Consider the following 19,646-nt stretch of genomic DNA (forward strand, 5'->3'; position numbering starts at 1 on the left):
AGATTTATATGCCTAAGATGAAGACCAATCGCGGCGCAGCGAAACGCTTCAAGCGTACTGCGTCCGGCGGTTTCAAATGCAATCATTCGCATCGTCGTCACATTCTGACGAAGAAGAGCACCAAGAGAAAGCGCCAACTGCGCAATCCCGCTGCCTTGCACCCTTCGGATGTGCGGAGCGCGACTCGCTTGTTGCCTTATAGCTGATTTTTTCTTGCCCATCGAGAGAGAAGCCCATGCCTAGAGTAAAACGAGGCGTCACTGCGAGAGCCCGGCACAAAAAGGTTCTCAAGCAGGCGAAAGGTTATTACGGCGCCCGTAGCCGAGTTTATCGCGTTGCCAAGCAGGCGGTTATCAAAGCCGGCCAATACGCTTATCGGGATCGCAGACAGAGAAAACGCCAATTCCGTGCGCTTTGGATCGTGAGAATCAATGCCGCGGCACGCGAATTCGGACTGTCTTATAGCCGTTTTATGGATGGCCTAAAAAAGGCGTCCGTCGAAATCGACCGTAAAGTTCTGGCGGATTTGGCTGTTCGCGACAAAGATGCGTTCGCTGAATTGGCCAAGATCGCCCAGGGTTAGCCCGCGCCTGATCTTCACGGGAAAGACTCGCCCCGAGTTTTTCCCGTTCTTCATTTCAAAACCGTTGTCCAAGCGAGCAAGGCTGTGAGTACACCCCTTGAAGAGCTTCTCGTGCAGGCCAGAAAGCAAGTGGCCGAGGCCGATACGCTCGGAAAACTCGATCAAGTGCGAGTACATTATCTCGGCAAGAAAGGTGTATTTACCGAGCGCATGAAAGAACTCGGTACGCTTCCGGCGGAACAGCGACGGGAGGCCGGAGGCCGGGTTAATCGGGCCAAAGACCGGTTTATAGCCGATTTGGAGGCCCGAAAGAGCGTTCTGGAGGCGAGCGAGCTGGAAGAACGTCTCAAGCGGGAAACCATCGACGTTACCCTGCCGGGGCGCGGGCAGCGTACGGGAGGGCTCCATCCGGTCACTCTGACGTTGCGGCGCATTAGCCAACTATTCAAGAACATCGGATTCGACATCGTCGAAGGCCCCGAAGTCGAGGACGATTACCATAACTTCGAAGCATTGAACATACCCGCCCATCATCCCGCGCGGGCGATGCACGACACTTTTTATTTCGACGAGCACACCCTCCTGCGTACCCATACCTCACCGGTGCAGGTGCGGATCATGGAGACCCAGAGCCCGCCGCTTAGGGTCATCGCGCCGGGCCGCGTCTATCGCTGCGATTCCGATTTGACCCACACCCCGATGTTTCATCAAGTGGAAGGATTCGTCGTCGATCGGGACGTCAGCTTTGCCGACCTCAAGGGTATTCTCTACGAGTTCCTGACCTTGTTCTTCGAAAAGGACATGCAGGTACGTTTCCGCCCGTCTTATTTCCCGTTTACCGAACCGTCCGCCGAAGTCGATATCGAGTGCGTCATGTGCGGAGGCGAAGGTTGCCGCGTTTGCAAGCAGACCGGTTGGCTGGAGGTAATGGGTTGCGGGATGATCCATCCGCGGGTTTTCGAATTCGTCAAAATCGATCCGGAACGCTATACCGGTTTCGCCTTCGGTTTGGGCGTGGAACGGCTCGCGATGCTGCGCTACGGCATCAACGACCTCAGGCTGTTTTTCGAGAACGACCTTAGATTTCTTTCACAATTCGCGGCATTTTAAGAACAACATACGGTCCTTCCCATGCGCTTCAGCGAGGCCTGGCTACGAGAATACGTCAATCCATCGATAGACACGCAAAGACTGGTTCATCAGTTGACGATGGCGGGTCTTGAGGTCGATAGCGCCGAACCCGCCGCTGCATCGTTCAGCGGCGTTATCGTGGCCGAAGTCCTCGAGGTCTCGCCCCATCCACAGGCCGACCGGCTGCGAGTCTGTCTGGTGTCCGGCGGTTCCGGTGAGCCTCTTCAAATCGTATGCGGAGCGCCTAACGTCCGGGTCGGGATGCGTGTGCCGCTCGCCATCGAAGGGGCACGTCTGCCGGGGGATGTTTCCATTCGGAAATCGGAGCTTCGCGGCATCGCCTCGTTTGGCATGCTGTGTTCGGCCAAGGAGTTGGGAATAGACGATCCCCAAACAGGGCTGATGGAATTGCCCTCGGATGCTCCAGTGGGGACCGATGTTCGGGATTATCTGAAGCTGGACGATTGCATCATCGAGGTCGATCTGACACCGAACCGCGCAGATTGTCTAAGCGTAGAAGGCATTGCGCGCGAAGTGGCCTCGCTCAACGCTCTGGATTGGGCAGTACCGGACGTTCCTGCCGTTCCTACAACGATTCGAGAAGAGCACCCGGTGAGCGTTTCCGCACCCGAAGCGTGCCCGCGCTATTTGGGGCGGCTGATCAAAGGCGTATCGCGTACCGTTCAGACGCCGCTATGGATGCGCGAACGTTTGCGGCGCGCCGGTATCCGATCCCTAGATGCGGTAGTGGACGTTACCAATTATGTGCTCTTGGAAATGGGACAACCTTTGCACGCCTTCGACGCGGCCAAGCTGGAGGGCGGCATCCACGTTCGCTATGCGGCGCCGGGCGAGAAGCTGCGCCTCTTGAACGGCGAGGAAATCGCGCTGGACTCCGATGTTTTGGTGATCGCCGATCAACGAAAAGCCTTGGCATTGGCGGGCATCATGGGCGGCAGCGACTCCGCGGTGGGCGATGGCACTGCCGATATTTTCGTCGAATGCGCTTTTTTCACGCCGAGCGTGATCATGGGCAAGGCTAGGCGCTATGGGCTGAATACCGAATCGTCCCATCGCTTCGAGAGAGGCGTCGATCCCGAGTTGCAGACTCGTGCCATCGAGCGGGCGAGCGAACTTGTGTTATCCATTGCTGGCGGAGAAGCGGGACCCATCGTCGAAGCGGCCAGCCCCCCGCATTTGCCGCGACGCGCGCCGATTCCGCTGCGTTACGAGAGGATTACCCGTCTGCTCGGCATGAGCATCGAGCAACCGAAGGTCGCCGAAATTCTCAAACGGCTGGGAATGACTCTCGCGGACCATCCGGAGGGATGGACCGTGACGCCGCCCGGATTTCGTTTCGATATCGCCATAGAGGCCGATCTCATCGAGGAACTCGGAAGGGTCTACGGCTACGAATCGTTGCCGCGCCGCCATCCGGTCATGGCGACGGCGATGCGTCCGGTGTCCGAACGAATACTCGATCTGGACCGGGTTAAGAACCTCCTGGTCGATCGCGGTTACCAGGAGGCGATTACCTACAGTTTCGTGGACGAAGCTCGGCAGGCGCTGATCGAGCCGGAAATTCCCTATCTGGCCTTGAAGAATCCGATTTCCTCCGACTTGGCCGTCATGCGCACCGGCCTTTGGTGCGGTTTGCTGGACGCGGCTCTCAAGAACACGTTCCGCCAGCAGAACCGGGTGCGCCTATTCGAAGCAGGTCTGCGTTTCGCGAGGCGGGGCAGCGGCATCGAACAGCGGAAATCTATCGCTGGCCTGGCGATAGGGGCGGTACATGAAGAGCAGTGGGGAGAAGCGGCTCGCTCCGTGGATTTTTACGACGTGAAGGCCGATGTCGAGGGCATCGTCAAACTGACCGGCCGGGAGGCTGGTTTGGAATTTGTCGCCGCTGCTCATCCGGCACTTCATCCGGGGCAATCGGCGGAAATCCGGCTCGACGGCGAACGGCTCGGTTGGATCGGAATGCTGCATCCTCGCCTGGAAAAGCAACTAAGCTTCGAACAGAGCGTGTTTCTGTTCGAGCTCGATCAAGACGTGCTGCTCGGAAGGCATATTCCGGTATTCCACGGAATATCGAAGTTCCCGCAGGTGCGCCGGGATATCGCGGTCATCGTTGACGAATCCGTCACGATCGATCGTTTGATCGAGTGCGTGAAAGAAGCGGATAGCTCTATCTTGCGCCAGGTCGTGGTGTTCGACGTTTACCGGGGGCAGGGTGTCGAGACCGGTCGGAAGAGCGTCGCTCTCGGTTTGGTGTTGCAGGATGAGGCCGAAACCTTGACCGACGCCAGGGTCGATGAAACGGTAGGACGCGTTTTGGAACGTCTGAGCATAGAATTCAATGCTAGGTTGAGAGATTGAAAAGATGGCACTGACCAAAGCAGACATGGTTGAGAGGCTTTTCGAGAACCACGGCATTAACAAGCGGGATGCCAAGGAGTTGGTCGACCAGTTTTTCGAAGAGATCAAGGCCGCGCTGGCGCAAGGAAATTCAGTGAAGTTGTCCGGGTTCGGCAATTTCGATCTTCGCGACAAAAATCAGCGGCCGGGCAGAAATCCGAAAACCGGTGAAGAGATTCCGATCACCGCGCGCCGTGTGGTGACGTTCAAGCCGGGACAGAAATTGAAGGTCAGCGTGGAAGCGTATTCGAGACAAAACGCCGAGAACGTTCGGCTAGAAAGCGAAGCGCCGAGTGCGAAAAAATCTCGAGGGTCTTGAGTTTTCTTGACCTGCTTCCTTCGCGGAAATCGTCCCTAATTCGTTTCGAACGAGAGAGCCGAGAATGATCCGAGTCGGCATTGTAGGCGGTACCGGCTATACCGGTGTGGAGTTGCTGCGGATTCTCGCGCTTCATCCTGACGTCGCCATAACCATCGTCACCTCGCGGGCCGATGCCGGAAAACGAGTCGACGAGTTGTATCCGAACCTGCGGGGTTTCGTCGATGCGATCTTCGTCGAGCCCTCGGCGGATGCGCTAGCCGGATGCGACGTGGTGTTTTTCGCGACGCCCAACGGCACTGCGATGCGGACGGCCGAAGCCTTGTTGGCGCGGGGCGTCAAAGTTATCGATCTGTCCGCCGATTTCCGCCTCAAAAACCCGGATGTATGGGCTCATTGGTACGGAGAGCCGCACGTTTCTCCCCAGCTGTTGGAAGAAGCCGTTTACGGGCTGCCCGAAGTGAATCGGGCACTGATTCGGTCGGCGCGGCTGATCGCATGCCCCGGTTGTTATCCGACTTCGGTTCAACTGGCATTATTGCCATTGATTGAGGCGAGGGCGATTCGCTTGGACCGCATCATCGCCGACGTGAAATCGGGTGTTAGCGGCGCCGGGCGCAAAGCAGAAATTTCCATGCTTATGAGCGAAACGGGCGAGAGCCTCAAGGCTTATAGCGTCAAAGGCCATCGTCATTGGCCGGAAATCAAGCAGGGATTGGACCAAGCCGCAGGACAGGACGTGGGCCTCACCTTCGTGCCCCATTTGATCCCCATGATTCGGGGTATTCACGCCACGGTTTATGCCGAACTGAGCGCCGCGCACGGCGACTTGCAGGCGCTATTCGAGGAGCGCTATCGAGCCGAACCTTTCGTCGACGTTCTGCCGGCGGGTTCCCATCCCGACACTCGCAACGTGCGCGGCGTAAACCGATGCCAGATTGCCGTCCATAGGCCTATGGACGGCAATACGGTGGTAATTTTGTCGGTCATAGACAATTTGGTGAAAGGTGCAGCCGGCCAAGCGGTGCAAAACATGAACCTGATGTTTGGCCTGGAGGAAACGAAAGGGCTCAGAAATATCGGGCTTTATCCCTAAAGCGGTTTCAGTGGTGACGGGCAGAGACTCAAGTAGACCGTTCGCGTAAACCGTAGCTCTGGTGGTAACGTACGCGTTGGTTCTAGTGCGTCCGTCGGCGGATTTTCCATAAGCCTCGTCGGTACGGGGCGATTTTCCATTACAATACCGGGTCTACCGGAATCTTCGGCCATGTCGACATCACCCCATCCGTCCGTAACCTTAACCACCATCCGCGATTACATCCGTTGGGCCGCCAGCCGTTTCGTGCAAGCGGAGTTGTTTTTCGGCCACGGTACCGCCAGCGCACTGGACGAAGCCGCCGCCTTGGTGCTTCATACCTTGCATATGCCTTACGATCTCCCGGGCGGCTATTTCGCGGCCACGTTGACCATGGACGAGCGCGAGCGTGTCCTCGCACTCGTCCAGCGCCGCATCGTCGAGCGCAAGCCTCTGGCGTATCTCATTCACGAGGCTTCTTTTGCCGGTTTGCCCTTCTATGTTGACGAACGGGTACTGGTGCCGCGTTCGCCCATCGCCGAACTGATCGAAAACCATTTCGCTCCCTGGATCGAGGCGGACCGGGTGCACGACGTGCTCGATCTTTGCACCGGCAGCGCGTGCATTGCCATCGCTTGCGCTTACGCCTTTCCGGAGGCACGGGTCGACGCCGTCGATATCTCGTCGGACGCGCTGGAAGTGGCGCGTATCAATATCAAGAAGCACCACCTGGAAGACCGGGTGAACGCCATCAAATCGGACGTTTATTCCGAGTTGGGCGACCGGCGTTACGATCTGATCGTCAGCAATCCTCCATACGTAAACCTCGACGAGTGGCGCGGCTTGGCGCCGGAATATCACGCCGAGCCGAGGCTGGGCCTGGAAGCGGGCGAAGACGGCCTCGATTGCGTGCGCCGCATCCTCCGGGACGCCCATCGCCACCTTAAACCGGAGGGCGTTCTTGTCGTCGAAGTCGGCAGCAGCGCCGAAGCCCTGGAAACCGCCTACCCGGAAGTTCCCTTCTACTGGCTGGATTTCGAGCGGGGCGGCGAGGGTGTGTTCCTGCTGACTGCCGAACAGGTCGACCGGTGTAGCAAGCTTTTTCAGAAGAGTTAGAAGAAGCTGACAAGTCCGCCAGCGCTGGGACAATATTGCATCTCTCATGGAATCTCTGCTGGCAGCAATCCGAGGCACGACTATTCTTGTCGGGGGCGATGAGTACGCGAACCGTATGCTTCGTTCACTATGCGGTTCCTCGTAACCACAGCCCAGGATTTGTTGCACGTTGATTCAACGTGATCGACCCGTTACTAACGAACAAGATCAAGCAGAGGGAAACAATGAGGGTTCAGTTAAAATTCGCCGGTATGTCTGTTCTGCTGTTATGGCTGGTGGCCTGTGGCTCTAGCGCGAAACTGCCGAAGCTTCCGACGGAGGCGAAGGTGCTCGCGTTTGGCGACAGTCTGACTTTCGGAACCGGCGCCGGTTCCGAGCAGAGTTATCCATCCGTATTGCAAGGCTTGATCGGGCGAGAGGTCATCAACGCCGGCGTGCCGGGCGAAACCAGTGCGGAAGGTCTGGAGCGCCTGCCGGCACTGCTGGACGAGCATCAGCCCACGCTGTTGATTCTATGCCACGGCGGTAACGATTTTCTGCGCAACTTGGGCGAGCAGCAGGCGGCCGACAACGTCCGGGCCATGGTCAAATTGGCCAGGGACCGCGGCATCAGCGTGGTTTTGATCGCCGTGCCCAAGTTCGGGCTGATGTTCTCGCCGCCCGAGTTTTATGCAAAGATCGCCGAAGAGTTCGCGATTCCCTTCGAAACCGGGACGCTGAGCAAAATCATCCGGGACAATTCGCTCAAATCCGATGGGGTACACCCGAATGGGCCGGGCTATCGGATGCTGGCCGAGGCAGTGGCGGATCGGCTCAAGGTGGCGGGGGCGATTTGAACCTTAATAGCTCCGTCGTTTAGGAACGTTTGAAATCTTTACCATGTCCGGAAACACCCTAGGCAAACTCTTTACCGTCACTTCCTTCGGCGAGAGCCACGGTCCCGCCATCGGCTGCATCGTGGACGGCTGCCCGCCGGGCCTGGAGTTGTCCGAGGCCGACATTCAGGGGGAGCTGGAACGGCGGCGCCCCGGCAAATCCCGGCATACCACGCAACGCCGCGAGCCCGACGAAGTGAAGATTTTGTCCGGGGTGTTCGACGGGCGTACCACGGGCACCCCGATCGGTTTGCTGATCGAAAACGTGGATCAGCGTTCCAAGGATTACTCCACGATCGCCGACTCCTTTCGGCCGGGTCATGCCGATTACACCTACCATATGAAATACGGCTTCCGGGATTACCGCGGCGGCGGGCGCTCGTCCGCTCGCGAAACCGCCATGCGGGTGGCTGCCGGCGCCATCGCCAAGAAATATCTGAAAGAACGGGTCGGCGTGACGATCCGCGCTTATCTGGCCCAACTCGGCCCGATCAAGATCGATCGGGTGGTTTGGGAGGAGGTGGACAACAACCCGTTCTTCTGCCCAGACCCCGAGAAGGTCGCGGAACTGGAAGCCTATATGGACGCTCTGCGCAAAGAAGGGGAGTCCATCGGCGCGCGCATCAACGTCGTCGCGACCGGCGTGCCGCCGGGCTGGGGCGAACCGATTTTCGACCGGCTGGATGCCGAGCTGGCTTATGCCTTGATGAGCATCAACGCCGTCAAAGGGGTGGAGATCGGCGACGGTTTCGCCTGCGTCGAGGCGAAAGGCACCGAGTTCCGCGACGAGATGAGTCCGCAAGGTTTCCTGAGCAATCATGCCGGCGGAGTATTGGGCGGCATTTCCTCGGGACAGGATATCGTTGCCAGCATCGCACTGAAGCCGACCTCCAGCTTGCGCCTGCCGGGCCGTTCCGTGAACGTCAGGGGCGAGCCCGTGGAGGTGATCACCACGGGTCGGCACGACCCCTGCGTCGGCATCCGGGCCACCCCCATCGCCGAAGCGATGACGGCCCTAGTGCTGATGGATCATTACCTGCGGCATCGCGCCCAGAATCCGGACGTGAAGACGGAATTGGCGCCGATTCCATCCAGGGCTCCGTAGCCCCGAACGATCTTCCGCCAGCCATGCTCTCGGCGCGTAAAGTGCCTTACGGCCGGTTGTCCGGCTTTTATTTTTTCTATTTCGCGGCGCTGGGCGCCTTTTTGCCGTACTGGGCGCTTTATCTCCAGGACACGGGATTCTCTGCGGCCGAGATCGGCCAGTTGATCGCCATTACCGCCGCGACCCGAGTCGTCGCGCCGAATCTTTGGGGGTGGCTGGCGGATCGAACGGGGCGGACCCTGTCCGTCGTCCGGCTCGCCGGATTTTTCACCCTAGTCGCTTTCAGCCTGGTTTTAAGACTGCAAGGATTCGCAGGATTCGCCCTGGTCATGCTGGTATTCAGTTTCTTCTGGAATGCCATGCTGCCGCTTTTCGAAACCGTCACGCTCAATCACCTGCGCCATGATACGTATCGCTACAGTTGGGTGCGGGTATGGGGCTCGATTGGCTTCATCGCGGCGGTCGTGTCGATCGGCAAGGCTTTGGAGCGCGTCCTTTCGATCGGTTGTCTACCGCAGTTGATCGTGCTGCTGTTCGGCGGGCTGTGGCTGGTCAGCCTGGCTGTGCCGAGAGGTCCGAAGGAAATTCATGGCCCGGAACCGAGCTCTTTGTCGAATATCTTGAAGCGTGGCGACGTCATTGCTTTTTTCCTGGCGTGTATGCTGCAACAACTCGCACACGGTCCTTACTACGTCTTTTTCTCGGTATATCTTCGGGATCACGGCTTCAGCAGCGGCGAGACCGGTCAGTTATGGGCACTCGGCGTCCTGGCGGAAATCGTGCTGTTCGCGTTCTTGCACCGTTTACTGGCGCGCTACAGCCTGCGCCGGATCTTTCTGGCGAGCCTCGCCCTGAGCGTTGTGCGCTGGCTATTGATTGCCTGGGGTGTCGATAGCCTTGCGGCGATTTTCTCCGGCCAACTGCTTCACGCGGCGAGTTTCGGCTCGGCCCACGTGGCCGCCATCCATCTGGTGCATCGCCATTTCCGCGGTCCGCATCACGGCAAAGGACAAGCCCTTTACAGTGCCCTCAGTTTCGGTTTGGGCGGCGCGCTGGGTAGTCTATACAGCGGATACTTCTGGACGGCGTGGGGGCCTCACTGGGTTTATACGGCGGCGGCGGGCTCCAGCTTATTGGCCTTACTGGTCGCCTGGCCGTCCGTTGGGAAACGGGATGTGGATTGACCGTTCTGCCGTCGGTATTGAAAGATGTGGGTGTGGCATTGAATATGAGACGAAACAGGAGCCATGGGCATGAGTAACTCCCTGAGAGATCAGCTTCTAAAGGCGGGCTTGGTCAACGACAAGCAAGCCAAACAGGCCAGCAAGGAAGTACGAAAACAGGAAAAGCAGAATCGCCACGGAAATGCTGCCGCAAAGGACGAGAGCAAGCGCGCGGCTCAGGACGCTATGGCGGCAAAAGTCGAGCGTGACCGCCAGCTCAATCTGGAAAAAGCCAAAGAAGCGGAAAGAAAAGCGCTTGCCGCGCAAATCAAGCAGCTGATCGGGGCGAACCGCGTTTCGCCGGGGGAGGACGAGATCGCCTACCGGTTCGCGCACGACAACAAGGTCAAGACCATCTATGTGTCCAAGGCGGTCCATCAAAGTCTGGTGGCGGGCAGGCTTGCAATAGCCAGCCTGGAGTCTCGGTATGAGATCGTCCCGCTGCCGGTGGCCGAAAAAATCAAGCAGCGGGATGAAACCCGAATCGTTCTGCTCAATCAGCCCGATCAAGCGCAAGATGCCGACGACGAATATGCCGATTACAAGATCCCCGACGATTTGATGTGGTAGGCGCGTCTGGCGACGTGTGATCAGTTGTAGGTCGGGAATCCCACCCCAATCGCAAACGGACGCTCCGGGAGCGCCAGGACGTCGGTTCTCAACACAGCGGGTTGTCGGCAAGGGATTGCCGACCTACAACGATGCGCCTGGGCGGCCGAGTAGGTCGGGAATCCTTTCCCGACGTTTACAGATCGGCCAGAGGTTTTGTTGGCAAAGGATGGCCGACTTACGGGCAGCCTGGGGGACCGTACCAAACCGGAAAATGCTCTAGATCATTCCCAGCTGAAGTTTCGCCACCTCGGACATCATGTCGCGCGACCAGGGCGGATCGAAGACCACTTCGACGTTCACCCTGTTCACGCCCGGGAGATTTCTTACCGCCGCTTCGGCGTCGTATTGCAGGACAGGGCCCATGCCGCAGCCGGGTGCGGTCAGGGTCATGATGATGTCGACATCGTTCTTGCCCTCTTCGACGGGAGTCACCTTGCAGTGGTAGACCAGCCCCAAGTCGACGATGTTGACCGGTATTTCCGGGTCGAAAATGGTCCTCAGCACTTCCCAAACGTTTTTTTCGACGGATTCGGGATCCGTGCCGCTCACGAGATTGCCCATGATCGGCGGTTCTTTCCCGAGGGCATCGGCGTCGTTTCCGGCGATGCGCACCATCTGGCCCATTTCGGTGACCACGGTGAAGTTGCCGCCCAAAGATTGATACAGACTTACTACGTGGCCTTTCGGCAGTGAACCGGGGGTGCCGTCGGGGATCTGGACGACGTTGACATCCCGCTGAAGGACGATGCTTTCGCGACCGTAACCGTACATAAGTGTTATGCGTTGTTAATCAGATAAGCGTTTGAAGGTGTTTCGTTTGGACTCAGCAGGCGGGCGATTTGCTCCGCATGGATGTCCGGCAAAGGCAGCCCCGCCGGGTTCTCGGCCGGATAGGCGCGCCGGCGAAGCGGGGACTGCATGGGACCCGGCGAATACAGGTGAACGCGAACCTTGCGGCTTTCCAGCTCGTCCGAAAGGATTCGCCCGAAGCCTTCCAGGCCGATCTTGGCTACCCCGTAAGCACCCCAATAGGCTTTTCCGGTTCGGGCCACCGAGTCGGTGATGAATACGATGCCCGAATCGGGAGATTTCGCTATCAATGGCAGGAGTTCCCGGGTCAGCAGGAACGGCGCGGTCAGGTTGACGTGAAGCAGACGTTGCCACAATCCGCCGCTGATATCGCTTACCGGTCCGAGTGCGCCGAGCTCGGCAGCGCAATGCACCAGTCCGTGCAGCGCGCCGAATTCCCGCTCGACCGAGGCTGCGAGATCGCGGTAATCGTCCTCGGTAGCGCCGGCCAAATCGAGTGGATAAATCGCCGGTTGCGGTCCTCCGGCAGCTACGATGGCGTCGTAGACCTTCTCCAGCTTCGGTATGGTCTTTCCGAGCAGGATGACCGTCGCGCCCTCGGCGGCGCAAGTCTTCGAAACCGCCGAGCCGAGCCCGCCGCCGGCACCGGTAACGAGAATGACGCGGTCAGCAAGCATCGAGCCGCTCATGACAGCGCTCCGTCCAGCCAGGGCAGCAGATCCCGAGGTGTCGCAAGCAGGCCGTCGGCGCCCCAGTCATGAGGCGCATGCTCCGCCGCGATATAACCGTACAGCGCCGTGAGGGTCGTCATGCCGGCTCGGCGGCCGGCTTCCACGTCGCCGGGAGCATCGCCGATGTAGACGCACTCTTCCGGGGGGTGATTCAAACGCCGGCTGGCTTCCAGAAGGGGAAGGGGATGCGGCTTTTTTTCGGCGGTGGTGTCGCCACTGATGACGCATCCGGCACGGTCGGCCAGATTTAGTTTTTTCAGCAAGGGATCGGTGAACCTGCTCATCTTGTTGGTGACGATGCCCCAGGGAATGCCGCGCCGTTCGAGCTCGCCGAGCACGGATTCGGTACCGTCGAAGAAGCGGGTGCGGTCGGCGACATGGGCGTGGTAAAGCTCCAGCATCCGTTGCAGCACTCGGCCGAAGAGCGCCGGCTCGTAATCCCCGTTGAACGCGCAGCGCAGCATGACGGTGGCGCCGCCCGAGATGCAGGGCTTGAGTTCGTCCACGGAACGCGGCGGAATATCGGCCTCGGCGAGTGCGGCGTTGGCGGCAAAGACCAGATCGGGCGCGGTGTCGAGCAGAGTTCCGTCCAGATCGAACAGCACGGCGGAAACCGTCGGGTTTGCTGCCATGCGTTTATTCCTCGGGTCTGGCGAATGCCGCCAGGTAATTGACATCCAAATCGCGGCTCAGGGTGAACTGCCCGGTGATCGGGTTGTAGGCGATGCCCTCCATGCCGAGAAGCTCGAGTCCCGCTTCCCGTGCCCATCGGCTGAGCTCGGACGGTTTGATGAAGGTCGCGTAGTCGTGGGTTCCCTTGGGAATCATGTTCAAGAGGTATTCTGCACCGACGATCGCGAGGAGATAGGCTTTGAGCTTCCGGTTCAGCGTCGAGAAAAAGACTCGGCCGCCCGGCTTGACCAGTTTGGCGCAGGCTCTGACTACCGAAGCGGGGTCCGGCACGTGTTCCAGCATTTCCATGCAGGTCACGATGTCGAAGCTGTCGGATTCCGCCTCGGCAAGCGCCTCGGCGCTGACCCGTCGATAATCCACGCCGATCCCCGATTCGTCCGCATGGGATTTCGCGACGTCCAAAAGCTCTTCGGCTAGGTCGATACCGACTACTTCGGCGCCGGCCCGCGCCAGTCCCTCGCTCAGTATTCCACCGCCGCAGCCGACATCGACGACACGCTTGCCTTCGAGTTCCACGAAGGAGCGAATGAACTGAATGCGCAAAGGGTTGACCGCATGCAAGGTCTTGAATTCCCCGTCGAGGTCCCACCAGCGATCGGCCAGCACGCCGAATTTGTGGATTTCGTGTTCGTGGACGTTTTCGGTGCTCGTCATGGCCGTTCCTGTACGCTGATTAATTTCTCCCGCCAGGCGGCGGCTTTCTGGAAAAGTTCTTCGGTGTTCAGAGTCGTGAGCTCGCGGTTTTTCAGAAGCTGGCGTCCCGCCACCCAGACGTCAGTGATCTGATGGCGTCCGGCCGCATAGACGACATTCGAAATCGGGTCGTACAAGGGTTGGGTTTCGAGTTCGTCGAGATGGATAGCCGTGATATCGGCAGACTTTCCGATTTCCAGCGAACCGATCTCCGCCTCGAGTCCCAAGGCCTTGGCCCCGTTGAGCGTCGCCATCCGCAATGCGGTATGGGCCGGAACCGCGGCGGCATCTCCCGATACCGCCTTGGCGAGCAAGGCCGCGGCACGCATTTCACCCATCAGGTCGAGATCGTTGTTGCTGGCCGCGCCGTCCGTGCCGATGGCGACGTTGATACCCGCCTTGATGAGCTTCGCGACGGGACAAAAGCCGCTGGCGAGCTTCAGATTCGATTCGGGACAGTGCACGACGCTGCCGCCGGATTCGGCGAACTGGCCGATTTCTTCATCCGTGAGCTGGGTCATATGTACCGCAACGAAGGACGGACCCAAAAGATCCAATTGTTGAAGCCGCTTCATGGGGCGCATGCCGTAACGCTGGCGGCCCTGATCGATTTCGTCCCGAGTTTCGTGCAGATGCATGTGGATCGGACGGTCGAGTTCCGCAGCGAGGGTGCGAACCTTCAGCAAGGGCTCGTCCGAAACGGAATAGGGCGCATGCGGCGCGAACGCCGTGGTGATCAAAGGGTTGTGGCGAAGTTCGTCGTACAGCGCCAGTCCCTTGGATAAATACTCGTCGGGGCCGCTCGCCCATGCGCTCGGAAAATCGATAAGGATCAGGCCGACCACGGCGCGCATGCCGCAACGTGCCGCCTGGCGGGCAGTAACCTCGGGAAAAAAATACATGTCGTTGAAGCAGGTGACGCCCCCGCGAATCATTTCCGCCATCGCCAGATCGGTGCCGTCGCGCACGAAGTTCTCGCCGACCCATTTCTGTTCCAAGGGCCAAATATGGTCGAGCAGCCATTCCATCAGCGGACGGTCGTCGGCCACGCCGCGCAACAAGGTCATGGCGGCATGGGTATGGGCGTTGACGAAGCCCGGGATCAGAGCATGACGATCGAACGACTCCACCGACGCGGCTTGGTATTTAAGTTCGGCCTCGGAAATCGGCAGGATGTCCACGATCCGCCCGCCGTCTATGGCGAGAGCATGATGTTCCAGAACAATACGATCGGGCTCCACCGGGATGATCCAGCGCGCCTTTAGCAGAGTGTCGATTTGCATTCGATAACCTAGTGTTTCACTAAACTTTATCATGGGGCGTCCGGCTTGTGCATCCTGCGCCGAGCGAGAGGCATTTTAACCGATGCGGGAAAGCGCCTTACAATTCGCGTTTTTGGCAGTGTGACATGACGAAGCATCGACCGAAGGTCAGCCGGCGCATGAGCGCCGTGCAAGCCCCCATCATTCCGGTAATTGCCGAGTTGATCCGAAGCCATCCCGGAACGATTTCGCTGGGGCAGGGCGTGGTGTTCTACGGTCCGCCAGCGGCTGCCCACGAAGCGATCCGCGGTTTCTTCGCGAAACCGGAAAATCAGAAGTACGGCCCCGTCCAGGGCATGTCTCGGCTGCTCGAGTTGATCGAGCGAAAACTGGCGGCAGAGAACGGTATCCGCGTTGGCGCAGAGCGACGCATCGTAGTAACGGCCGGCGGAAACATGGGTTTTCTCAATGCTCTGTTCGCCATCGCCGATCCGGGCGACGAAATCATCCTGCCGCTTCCGTACTATTTCAACCAGGAAATGGCGATCCGGATGCTCAACTGCACGCCGGTGTTCGTGCCGACGGACGAGAACTATCAACTTCGGACCGATCTCATCCGGGCCGCCGTTAACGATCGGACCCGGGCAATCGTCACCATCTCGCCGAACAATCCCAGCGGAGCGGTTTATTCGGAAGACGCCTTGCGGGCGGTCAACGCGATTTGCCGAGAACACGGGATATACCATATCAGCGACGAGGCTTACGAATATTTCACCTACGGCGCGAAGCATTTTTCGCCGGCCTCCGTGCAAAATTCCGAGCCGCACACCATATCGCTGTTCTCGCTTTCCAAGGCTTACGGTTTCGCGAGCTGGCGCATTGGTTACATGGTGATTCCGGAGCATTTGTACGAGGCGGTGCTGAAAGCCCAGGACACCAATCTCATCTGCGCGCCCTCGATTTCGCAGCACGCAGCGGTCGGAGCGCTCGAGACAGGTTCCGGCTATTGCCGCGAGAAACTGGAGACCATCGGCCGGGTTCGCGAGATCGTTTTGGACGGACTGCGGAATCTGGCCGATATCTGCCGGGTTCCGGAAGCCCAGGGCGCTTTCTATCTTCTGCTAAAGCTCGATACCGAGCTCGACTCAATGATGGTCGCGGAACGCCTGATCCGTGAGCACAAGGTGGCCGTCATTCCGGGCAAGGCTTTCGGGCTGGAAACGGGCTGTTATCTGCGGGTTGCCTACGGTGCTCTGGAGCCCGAGACGGCCGCCGAGGGAACTCGGCGGCTCGTGGGGGGATTGCGCGCCGTTGTCGATGCGTGAGTCTGGGTGAGCAGCATCTGGGCTAGACGATGCCGGATTCGAAGTTCATTCGGCAATCGGGGCGGCTTAGGAACCATGCGGCGAAATGATCGGGCGGCACGGGTTTGGAAATGTGGTAACCCTGCACCTCGGCACAATCGTTCGCCGCAACCAAGGCCAACTCTGAGTTGGTTTCGATGCCTTCGGCGATGATTTCCAGCCCCAGATTTTTTCCGAGCGCCACGATGGCGCGCACGATGGCAAGGTTCGCCGGAACCTTGTCGATATTGCGGATGAACGACTGGTCGATCTTGAGTCGATCCAGAGGAAACTCCCGCAAGTAACTAAGACTCGAATACCCCGTACCGAAATCGTCGATGGCAAGCCTCACTCCCAACTGCCTGAGTTGGGCCAGAGAATCGATCGTAGTTGGCGCATCGCCCATGACCACGCCTTCGGTAAGTTCAAGTTCGAGGTATTCGGGCTTGATGCCGCTCTCCTCGATGATGCCTTTCACCAGGCCATGAAAATCCCTCTGGCGGAACTGCACGGCCGAAATGTTAACCGCTATGCGGATTGGGGGCAGTCCCTCGCCTTGCCAGGCCATATGCTGTCGGCACGCTTCACGCAGTACCCATTCGCCGATGGGGACAATGAGTCCGGTTTCCTCGGCAATCGGGATGAATTTGGCTGGGGAGACCAGCCCTAACCGCGGGTGATGCCAGCGGAGGAGGACTTCCACCCCCAAGACTTCGCCCGTGACTGCATTGCATTGAGGCTGGTAATGGAGTCTGAATTCCTTGTCGTCGAGTGCCGTACGTAGCCCTTTTTCGATGGTCAACCGTTCCAGCACCCCGTTCTCCATGTGCTCGTCATAAACAAGGCACTGTCCTCCGTAGTTTTCCTTCGCCTTATACATGGCGGCATCCGACTTGCGCATCAATCCGTCGGTAGTTAGATCATGGTCGGGGAAAAGCGAGACGCCGATGCTAGAAGTGATATGCAAGTCATTGGTCAATACGGAAAAAGGCCTGGCCAAGGCAGCCGTTATCGATTCGGCCACCAAGACGGCATCGGAGGCGTTGTGAAGGTTCTCGAGGATGACGGTGAATTCGTCGCCGCTCAGCCGGGCCACTGTGTCGCTTTTTCTGACGCAGGCAACGAGCCGTTCGGCCACGCCCTTTAACAGCAAGTCTCCGCTGGCGTGTCCGAAGGTGTCATTGATGAATTTGAACCGGTCCAGATCGATGAAGAGCAGCGCAACCTTGCTGCCGTGTCTTTGCGCATTGAGACATGCCCGTTGCAGTCGATCTTCGAAGAGCAAGCGATTCGGAAGTCCGGTGAGTTGATCGAAGTGGGCGAGATAATAGAGGTGAGCCTGTTTTCTTCGAGTAATCTCGTCGAGCAGGTCGTGTCCGGTGCCCATGCCGGCATAGATGCCGTTTTTGGTAACGATATAGCCGTTAACCATGTGCCGCATTCCAGCGTCGACGATGATGCTGGCCAGATCGTCGATGCCAGTATGCGCTTCGACGACGATGGGGCTGGGGTCCATGAACTCGTCGATCGTTTTCTTGTAGTTCAGGTCGCGTGCAAAGGGCTGAATAAAGATTTCGACCAGGGAATGGCGATCGACGATGCCGATCGGCACGAGGTTTTCGTCCGTTATGGCAGCCGAATAAAGCTCCTGATCCTTGATGAACAAGCTCAAAACATCAAGGCAGCCGGTATTCCGCGAAAGAGGAGGTACGTATTTCAAGAGGCGCGCCACCGTCCCTTGGTGAATGACCTCAGAGACGTCCATGTCCGGAAATTTCTGCTCCAAATATTTGTGTACTGCCGGAAAGGGATGCATTGGACGCATGGGATTGTCTCGCTGAAGATGGATGCAAGATGGCTTCGGATCTCAGTTGCCCCGAGAAGCTGCCAAAGGCTTACAACTTTGGAGCATTCTGGGTGGCGACTCCGAAGCTGAGCATCCGTCGGAAGTTTTAGACCTTGAACAACGCCGTCACGCGGTTCATCGAATCGGCGGTCAGCGACAAATCGCGGGCGGCCTGGGCGGACCGGGTCGCGCCCTCCGCGGTCGAATTGCAGATGCGTCCGATGGCAACGATGTTGCGATTGATGTCGCCCACGACCGCCGTTTGCTGCTCGGCGGCGCTTGCGACTTGCGTGTTCATGTCGGTGAGCTGGCCGATCATCTGGGTGATGCGCGCAAGGGCTTCGCCCGCTTTGCCGGCCTCGGTTATGGTCGCTTTCATTTGATTGCGGCCGTCTTCCATAGCTTGGACCGCGGATTTCGCTTCCGCTTGAAGCTGTTCGATAGTGGCTTGAATCTCGGCGGTCGATTGCTGGGTCTTGCTCGCCAGACTGCGGACTTCTTCGGCGACGACCGCGAAGCCGCGTCCCGATTCGCCGGCCCGCGCGGCCTCGATGGCGGCGTTCAAGGCCAGCAAGTTGGTTTGATCGGCGATATTGCGTATCACATCCAAGACAGCGCCGATGCGTTCGGTCTGCTTTTCCAGAATGCCGACGACCTCGGTGGCTTTGCCCATATCGATCGCCAAGACGTCGATAGCTTCCGTTGCCTTGTCTACGATCCGTTTGGCGTTCTGCGTTTCCCGATTAGTCGCCTGAACCGCTTCGGCTGTGGCATGTGCCGTACGGGCAACGTCTTGAATCGCGACCGTCATCTGCTCCACGGCCGCAACCAGTTGGTGTATTCCGTTTTGCTGCTGCTGGACGCCCTGACTTGCGGAATCGCTGACGTTCAGCAAGTGTTTTGATTCCTGGTTGATCCTTTCGCTGCAGGCCAGCAGCTGATGCAAGGTGTCCTGGAGCTTGGCGGCGAAGCGGTTGAAGCTGCCGGCAATCGACGCGACTTCGTTGCGGCCTTGATCGTTCAGGCGAATCGTCAAGTCGCTGGTACCTTGGCTGATGGTCGAGAAATGGTCGGCGACCGTCCGTAGGGGAAGATAAACACCTTGGTACAGGTAAACACAGGAAAGCATTGATAAGGTCAAGGTCACGAGTCCGAAGGAGAGTAGCATCGCCAGCGTTTTTTCCTTGGAACGGTCGGCTTCGGCACTGGCCTCGTCGGCGGTATTTTCGATCATGCTGGACAAGGACGAGAGCTTGGTCTCGATGTCCCGGAACGTGCCCAGGAAATCGGGAGGAAGATCACGGGACGTTTCTCCGTCCGACAAGGCCCTCGAAACCAGTACATTGGCGTCGAACTCGTAGATCTCGATCAGCGGCTTGACCGCGTCCAGTTCGTGCAATGCCGCTTCGGGAAGATTGTAGGTGCTGAGCGATGAGATGGATTGCCGCAGTCGTTCGCTGGTGTCCCGCAACACGCCTCGAATTTCCTCACGTTCTTCCGAAGCAGCGTCCGGGTGCAGCAACAACGCGCGGCTGACTGCGCCGAACAAGCCGTGATGCAACCGATCCGCTTCGGCGCTGCTTTTCAGCGCTTGAACTTTCAAGTGCAACTTGGTGACGCTTTCGGACTGCGCAAACAGCCCCCAGCAGGCGAGCCCGGTAATCAGACCGACACAGGAAAAGCCAATTACGGCAGAGAGAAAAATTTTTTGTTTGAAAGTCATGAGTGAGACGTCTGCTTGAAACAGTGTTGCTAGAGCTAAGAATTTTGTGACGAAGATGTCACAGAAATATGACAGTTTTGAGGACAAG

At 58.5% G+C, this 19,646-nt stretch carries 19 protein-coding genes; 12 read left to right on the forward strand and 7 right to left on the reverse strand.

Features of this window, described 5'->3' with window-relative positions; translation table 11 throughout:
* The first annotated feature begins 8 nt into the window (after window positions 1-8).
* The 11 genes from rpmI to ACR2TX_RS12710 all read left to right on the forward strand — a co-directional run bounded on the left by rpmI (window position 9) and on the right by ACR2TX_RS12710 (window position 10,415).
* The gene (rpmI, locus tag ACR2TX_RS12660) at window positions 9-206 is read left to right on the forward strand and encodes a 50S ribosomal protein L35 (protein ID WP_077731151.1); all 198 of its coding nucleotides are present in this window, start codon (window positions 9-11) and stop codon (window positions 204-206) included.
* A gap of 29 nt (window positions 207-235) precedes the next feature.
* Window positions 236-583, forward strand: a complete 348-nt coding sequence (gene rplT / locus ACR2TX_RS12665) for a 50S ribosomal protein L20 (protein ID WP_077731152.1) — start codon at window positions 236-238, stop codon at window positions 581-583.
* 84 nt (window positions 584-667) lie between these two features.
* On the forward strand, window positions 668-1,693 hold the full coding sequence (pheS, locus tag ACR2TX_RS12670; protein ID WP_434132305.1) for a phenylalanine--tRNA ligase subunit alpha: 1,026 nt from the start codon (window positions 668-670) through the stop codon (window positions 1,691-1,693).
* A gap of 21 nt (window positions 1,694-1,714) precedes the next feature.
* Window positions 1,715-4,093: a phenylalanine--tRNA ligase subunit beta gene (gene pheT / locus ACR2TX_RS12675; protein ID WP_434132308.1), complete on the forward strand. Its 2,379-nt coding sequence runs from the start codon at window positions 1,715-1,717 to the stop codon at window positions 4,091-4,093.
* Window positions 4,094-4,097: 4 nt separating this feature from the next.
* Window positions 4,098-4,451, forward strand: a complete 354-nt coding sequence (locus ACR2TX_RS12680; protein ID WP_077731155.1) for an integration host factor subunit alpha — start codon at window positions 4,098-4,100, stop codon at window positions 4,449-4,451.
* A 64-nt stretch (window positions 4,452-4,515) separates the two neighbouring features.
* Entirely contained in the window at window positions 4,516-5,547 is a 1,032-nt protein-coding gene (gene argC / locus ACR2TX_RS12685; protein WP_434132311.1) for an N-acetyl-gamma-glutamyl-phosphate reductase, read from the forward strand.
* A gap of 171 nt (window positions 5,548-5,718) precedes the next feature.
* Window positions 5,719-6,642, forward strand: coding sequence for a 50S ribosomal protein L3 N(5)-glutamine methyltransferase (gene prmB / locus ACR2TX_RS12690; protein ID WP_086135273.1), 924 nt, complete (start codon window positions 5,719-5,721; stop codon window positions 6,640-6,642).
* Between the two features lie 224 nt (window positions 6,643-6,866).
* Window positions 6,867-7,478 carry a GDSL-type esterase/lipase family protein gene (locus ACR2TX_RS12695; RefSeq protein WP_086135274.1) on the forward strand — a complete coding sequence of 204 codons (612 nt, stop codon included), beginning with the start codon at window positions 6,867-6,869 and terminating at the stop codon, window positions 7,476-7,478.
* A 43-nt stretch (window positions 7,479-7,521) separates the two neighbouring features.
* Complete coding sequence (gene aroC, locus ACR2TX_RS12700) at window positions 7,522-8,622, forward strand: chorismate synthase (protein ID WP_077731159.1); 1,101 nt, start codon at window positions 7,522-7,524, stop codon at window positions 8,620-8,622.
* 23 nt (window positions 8,623-8,645) lie between these two features.
* The gene (locus ACR2TX_RS12705; RefSeq protein WP_347257280.1) at window positions 8,646-9,806 is read left to right on the forward strand and encodes an MFS transporter; all 1,161 of its coding nucleotides are present in this window, start codon (window positions 8,646-8,648) and stop codon (window positions 9,804-9,806) included.
* Between the two features lie 69 nt (window positions 9,807-9,875).
* Window positions 9,876-10,415, forward strand: coding sequence for a DUF2058 domain-containing protein (locus ACR2TX_RS12710; protein WP_434132314.1), 540 nt, complete (start codon window positions 9,876-9,878; stop codon window positions 10,413-10,415).
* A 258-nt stretch (window positions 10,416-10,673) separates the two neighbouring features.
* Here the strand turns inward: ACR2TX_RS12710 and sufT are convergent, their stop codons facing one another.
* The 5 genes from sufT to ACR2TX_RS12735 are packed head-to-tail and all read right to left on the reverse strand — an operon-like array spanning window position 10,674 to window position 14,667.
* Complete coding sequence (sufT, locus tag ACR2TX_RS12715) at window positions 10,674-11,228, reverse strand: putative Fe-S cluster assembly protein SufT (RefSeq protein WP_077731161.1); 555 nt, start codon at window positions 11,226-11,228, stop codon at window positions 10,674-10,676.
* A gap of 5 nt (window positions 11,229-11,233) precedes the next feature.
* Complete coding sequence (locus ACR2TX_RS12720) at window positions 11,234-11,956, reverse strand: SDR family NAD(P)-dependent oxidoreductase (RefSeq protein ID WP_077731162.1); 723 nt, start codon at window positions 11,954-11,956, stop codon at window positions 11,234-11,236.
* A complete protein-coding gene (locus tag ACR2TX_RS12725; protein ID WP_077731163.1) occupies window positions 11,953-12,630 on the reverse strand; it encodes an HAD family hydrolase in 678 nt (225 codons plus the stop codon). The genes ACR2TX_RS12720 and ACR2TX_RS12725 overlap by 4 nt, the downstream gene beginning before the upstream one ends.
* Before the next feature lie 4 nt (window positions 12,631-12,634).
* Entirely contained in the window at window positions 12,635-13,345 is a 711-nt protein-coding gene (gene ubiG / locus ACR2TX_RS12730; protein WP_434132317.1) for a bifunctional 2-polyprenyl-6-hydroxyphenol methylase/3-demethylubiquinol 3-O-methyltransferase UbiG, read from the reverse strand.
* Window positions 13,342-14,667 (reverse strand): TRZ/ATZ family hydrolase, encoded by a 1,326-nt coding sequence (locus tag ACR2TX_RS12735; RefSeq protein WP_434132319.1) that lies wholly within the window; start codon window positions 14,665-14,667, stop codon window positions 13,342-13,344. Before ACR2TX_RS12735 ends, ubiG begins: the two co-directional genes overlap by 4 nt.
* Before the next feature lie 125 nt (window positions 14,668-14,792).
* On the opposite strand from ACR2TX_RS12735, the gene ACR2TX_RS12740 reads away from it, so the two are divergent.
* On the forward strand, window positions 14,793-15,971 hold the full coding sequence (locus ACR2TX_RS12740; protein ID WP_205780813.1) for a pyridoxal phosphate-dependent aminotransferase: 1,179 nt from the start codon (window positions 14,793-14,795) through the stop codon (window positions 15,969-15,971).
* 22 nt (window positions 15,972-15,993) lie between these two features.
* On the opposite strand, the gene ACR2TX_RS12745 is transcribed toward ACR2TX_RS12740, so the two are convergent.
* The gene (locus ACR2TX_RS12745) at window positions 15,994-17,814 is read right to left on the reverse strand and encodes an EAL domain-containing protein (protein WP_077731166.1); all 1,821 of its coding nucleotides are present in this window, start codon (window positions 17,812-17,814) and stop codon (window positions 15,994-15,996) included.
* Window positions 17,815-17,941: 127 nt separating this feature from the next.
* Window positions 17,942-19,558 carry a methyl-accepting chemotaxis protein gene (locus ACR2TX_RS12750; protein ID WP_168175462.1) on the reverse strand — a complete coding sequence of 539 codons (1,617 nt, stop codon included), beginning with the start codon at window positions 19,556-19,558 and terminating at the stop codon, window positions 17,942-17,944.
* Between the last annotated feature and the right edge of the window lie 88 nt (window positions 19,559-19,646).

The organism is Methylocaldum sp. GT1BB, from assembly GCF_051027545.1.
GTDB lineage: Bacteria > Pseudomonadota > Gammaproteobacteria > Methylococcales > Methylococcaceae > Methylocaldum.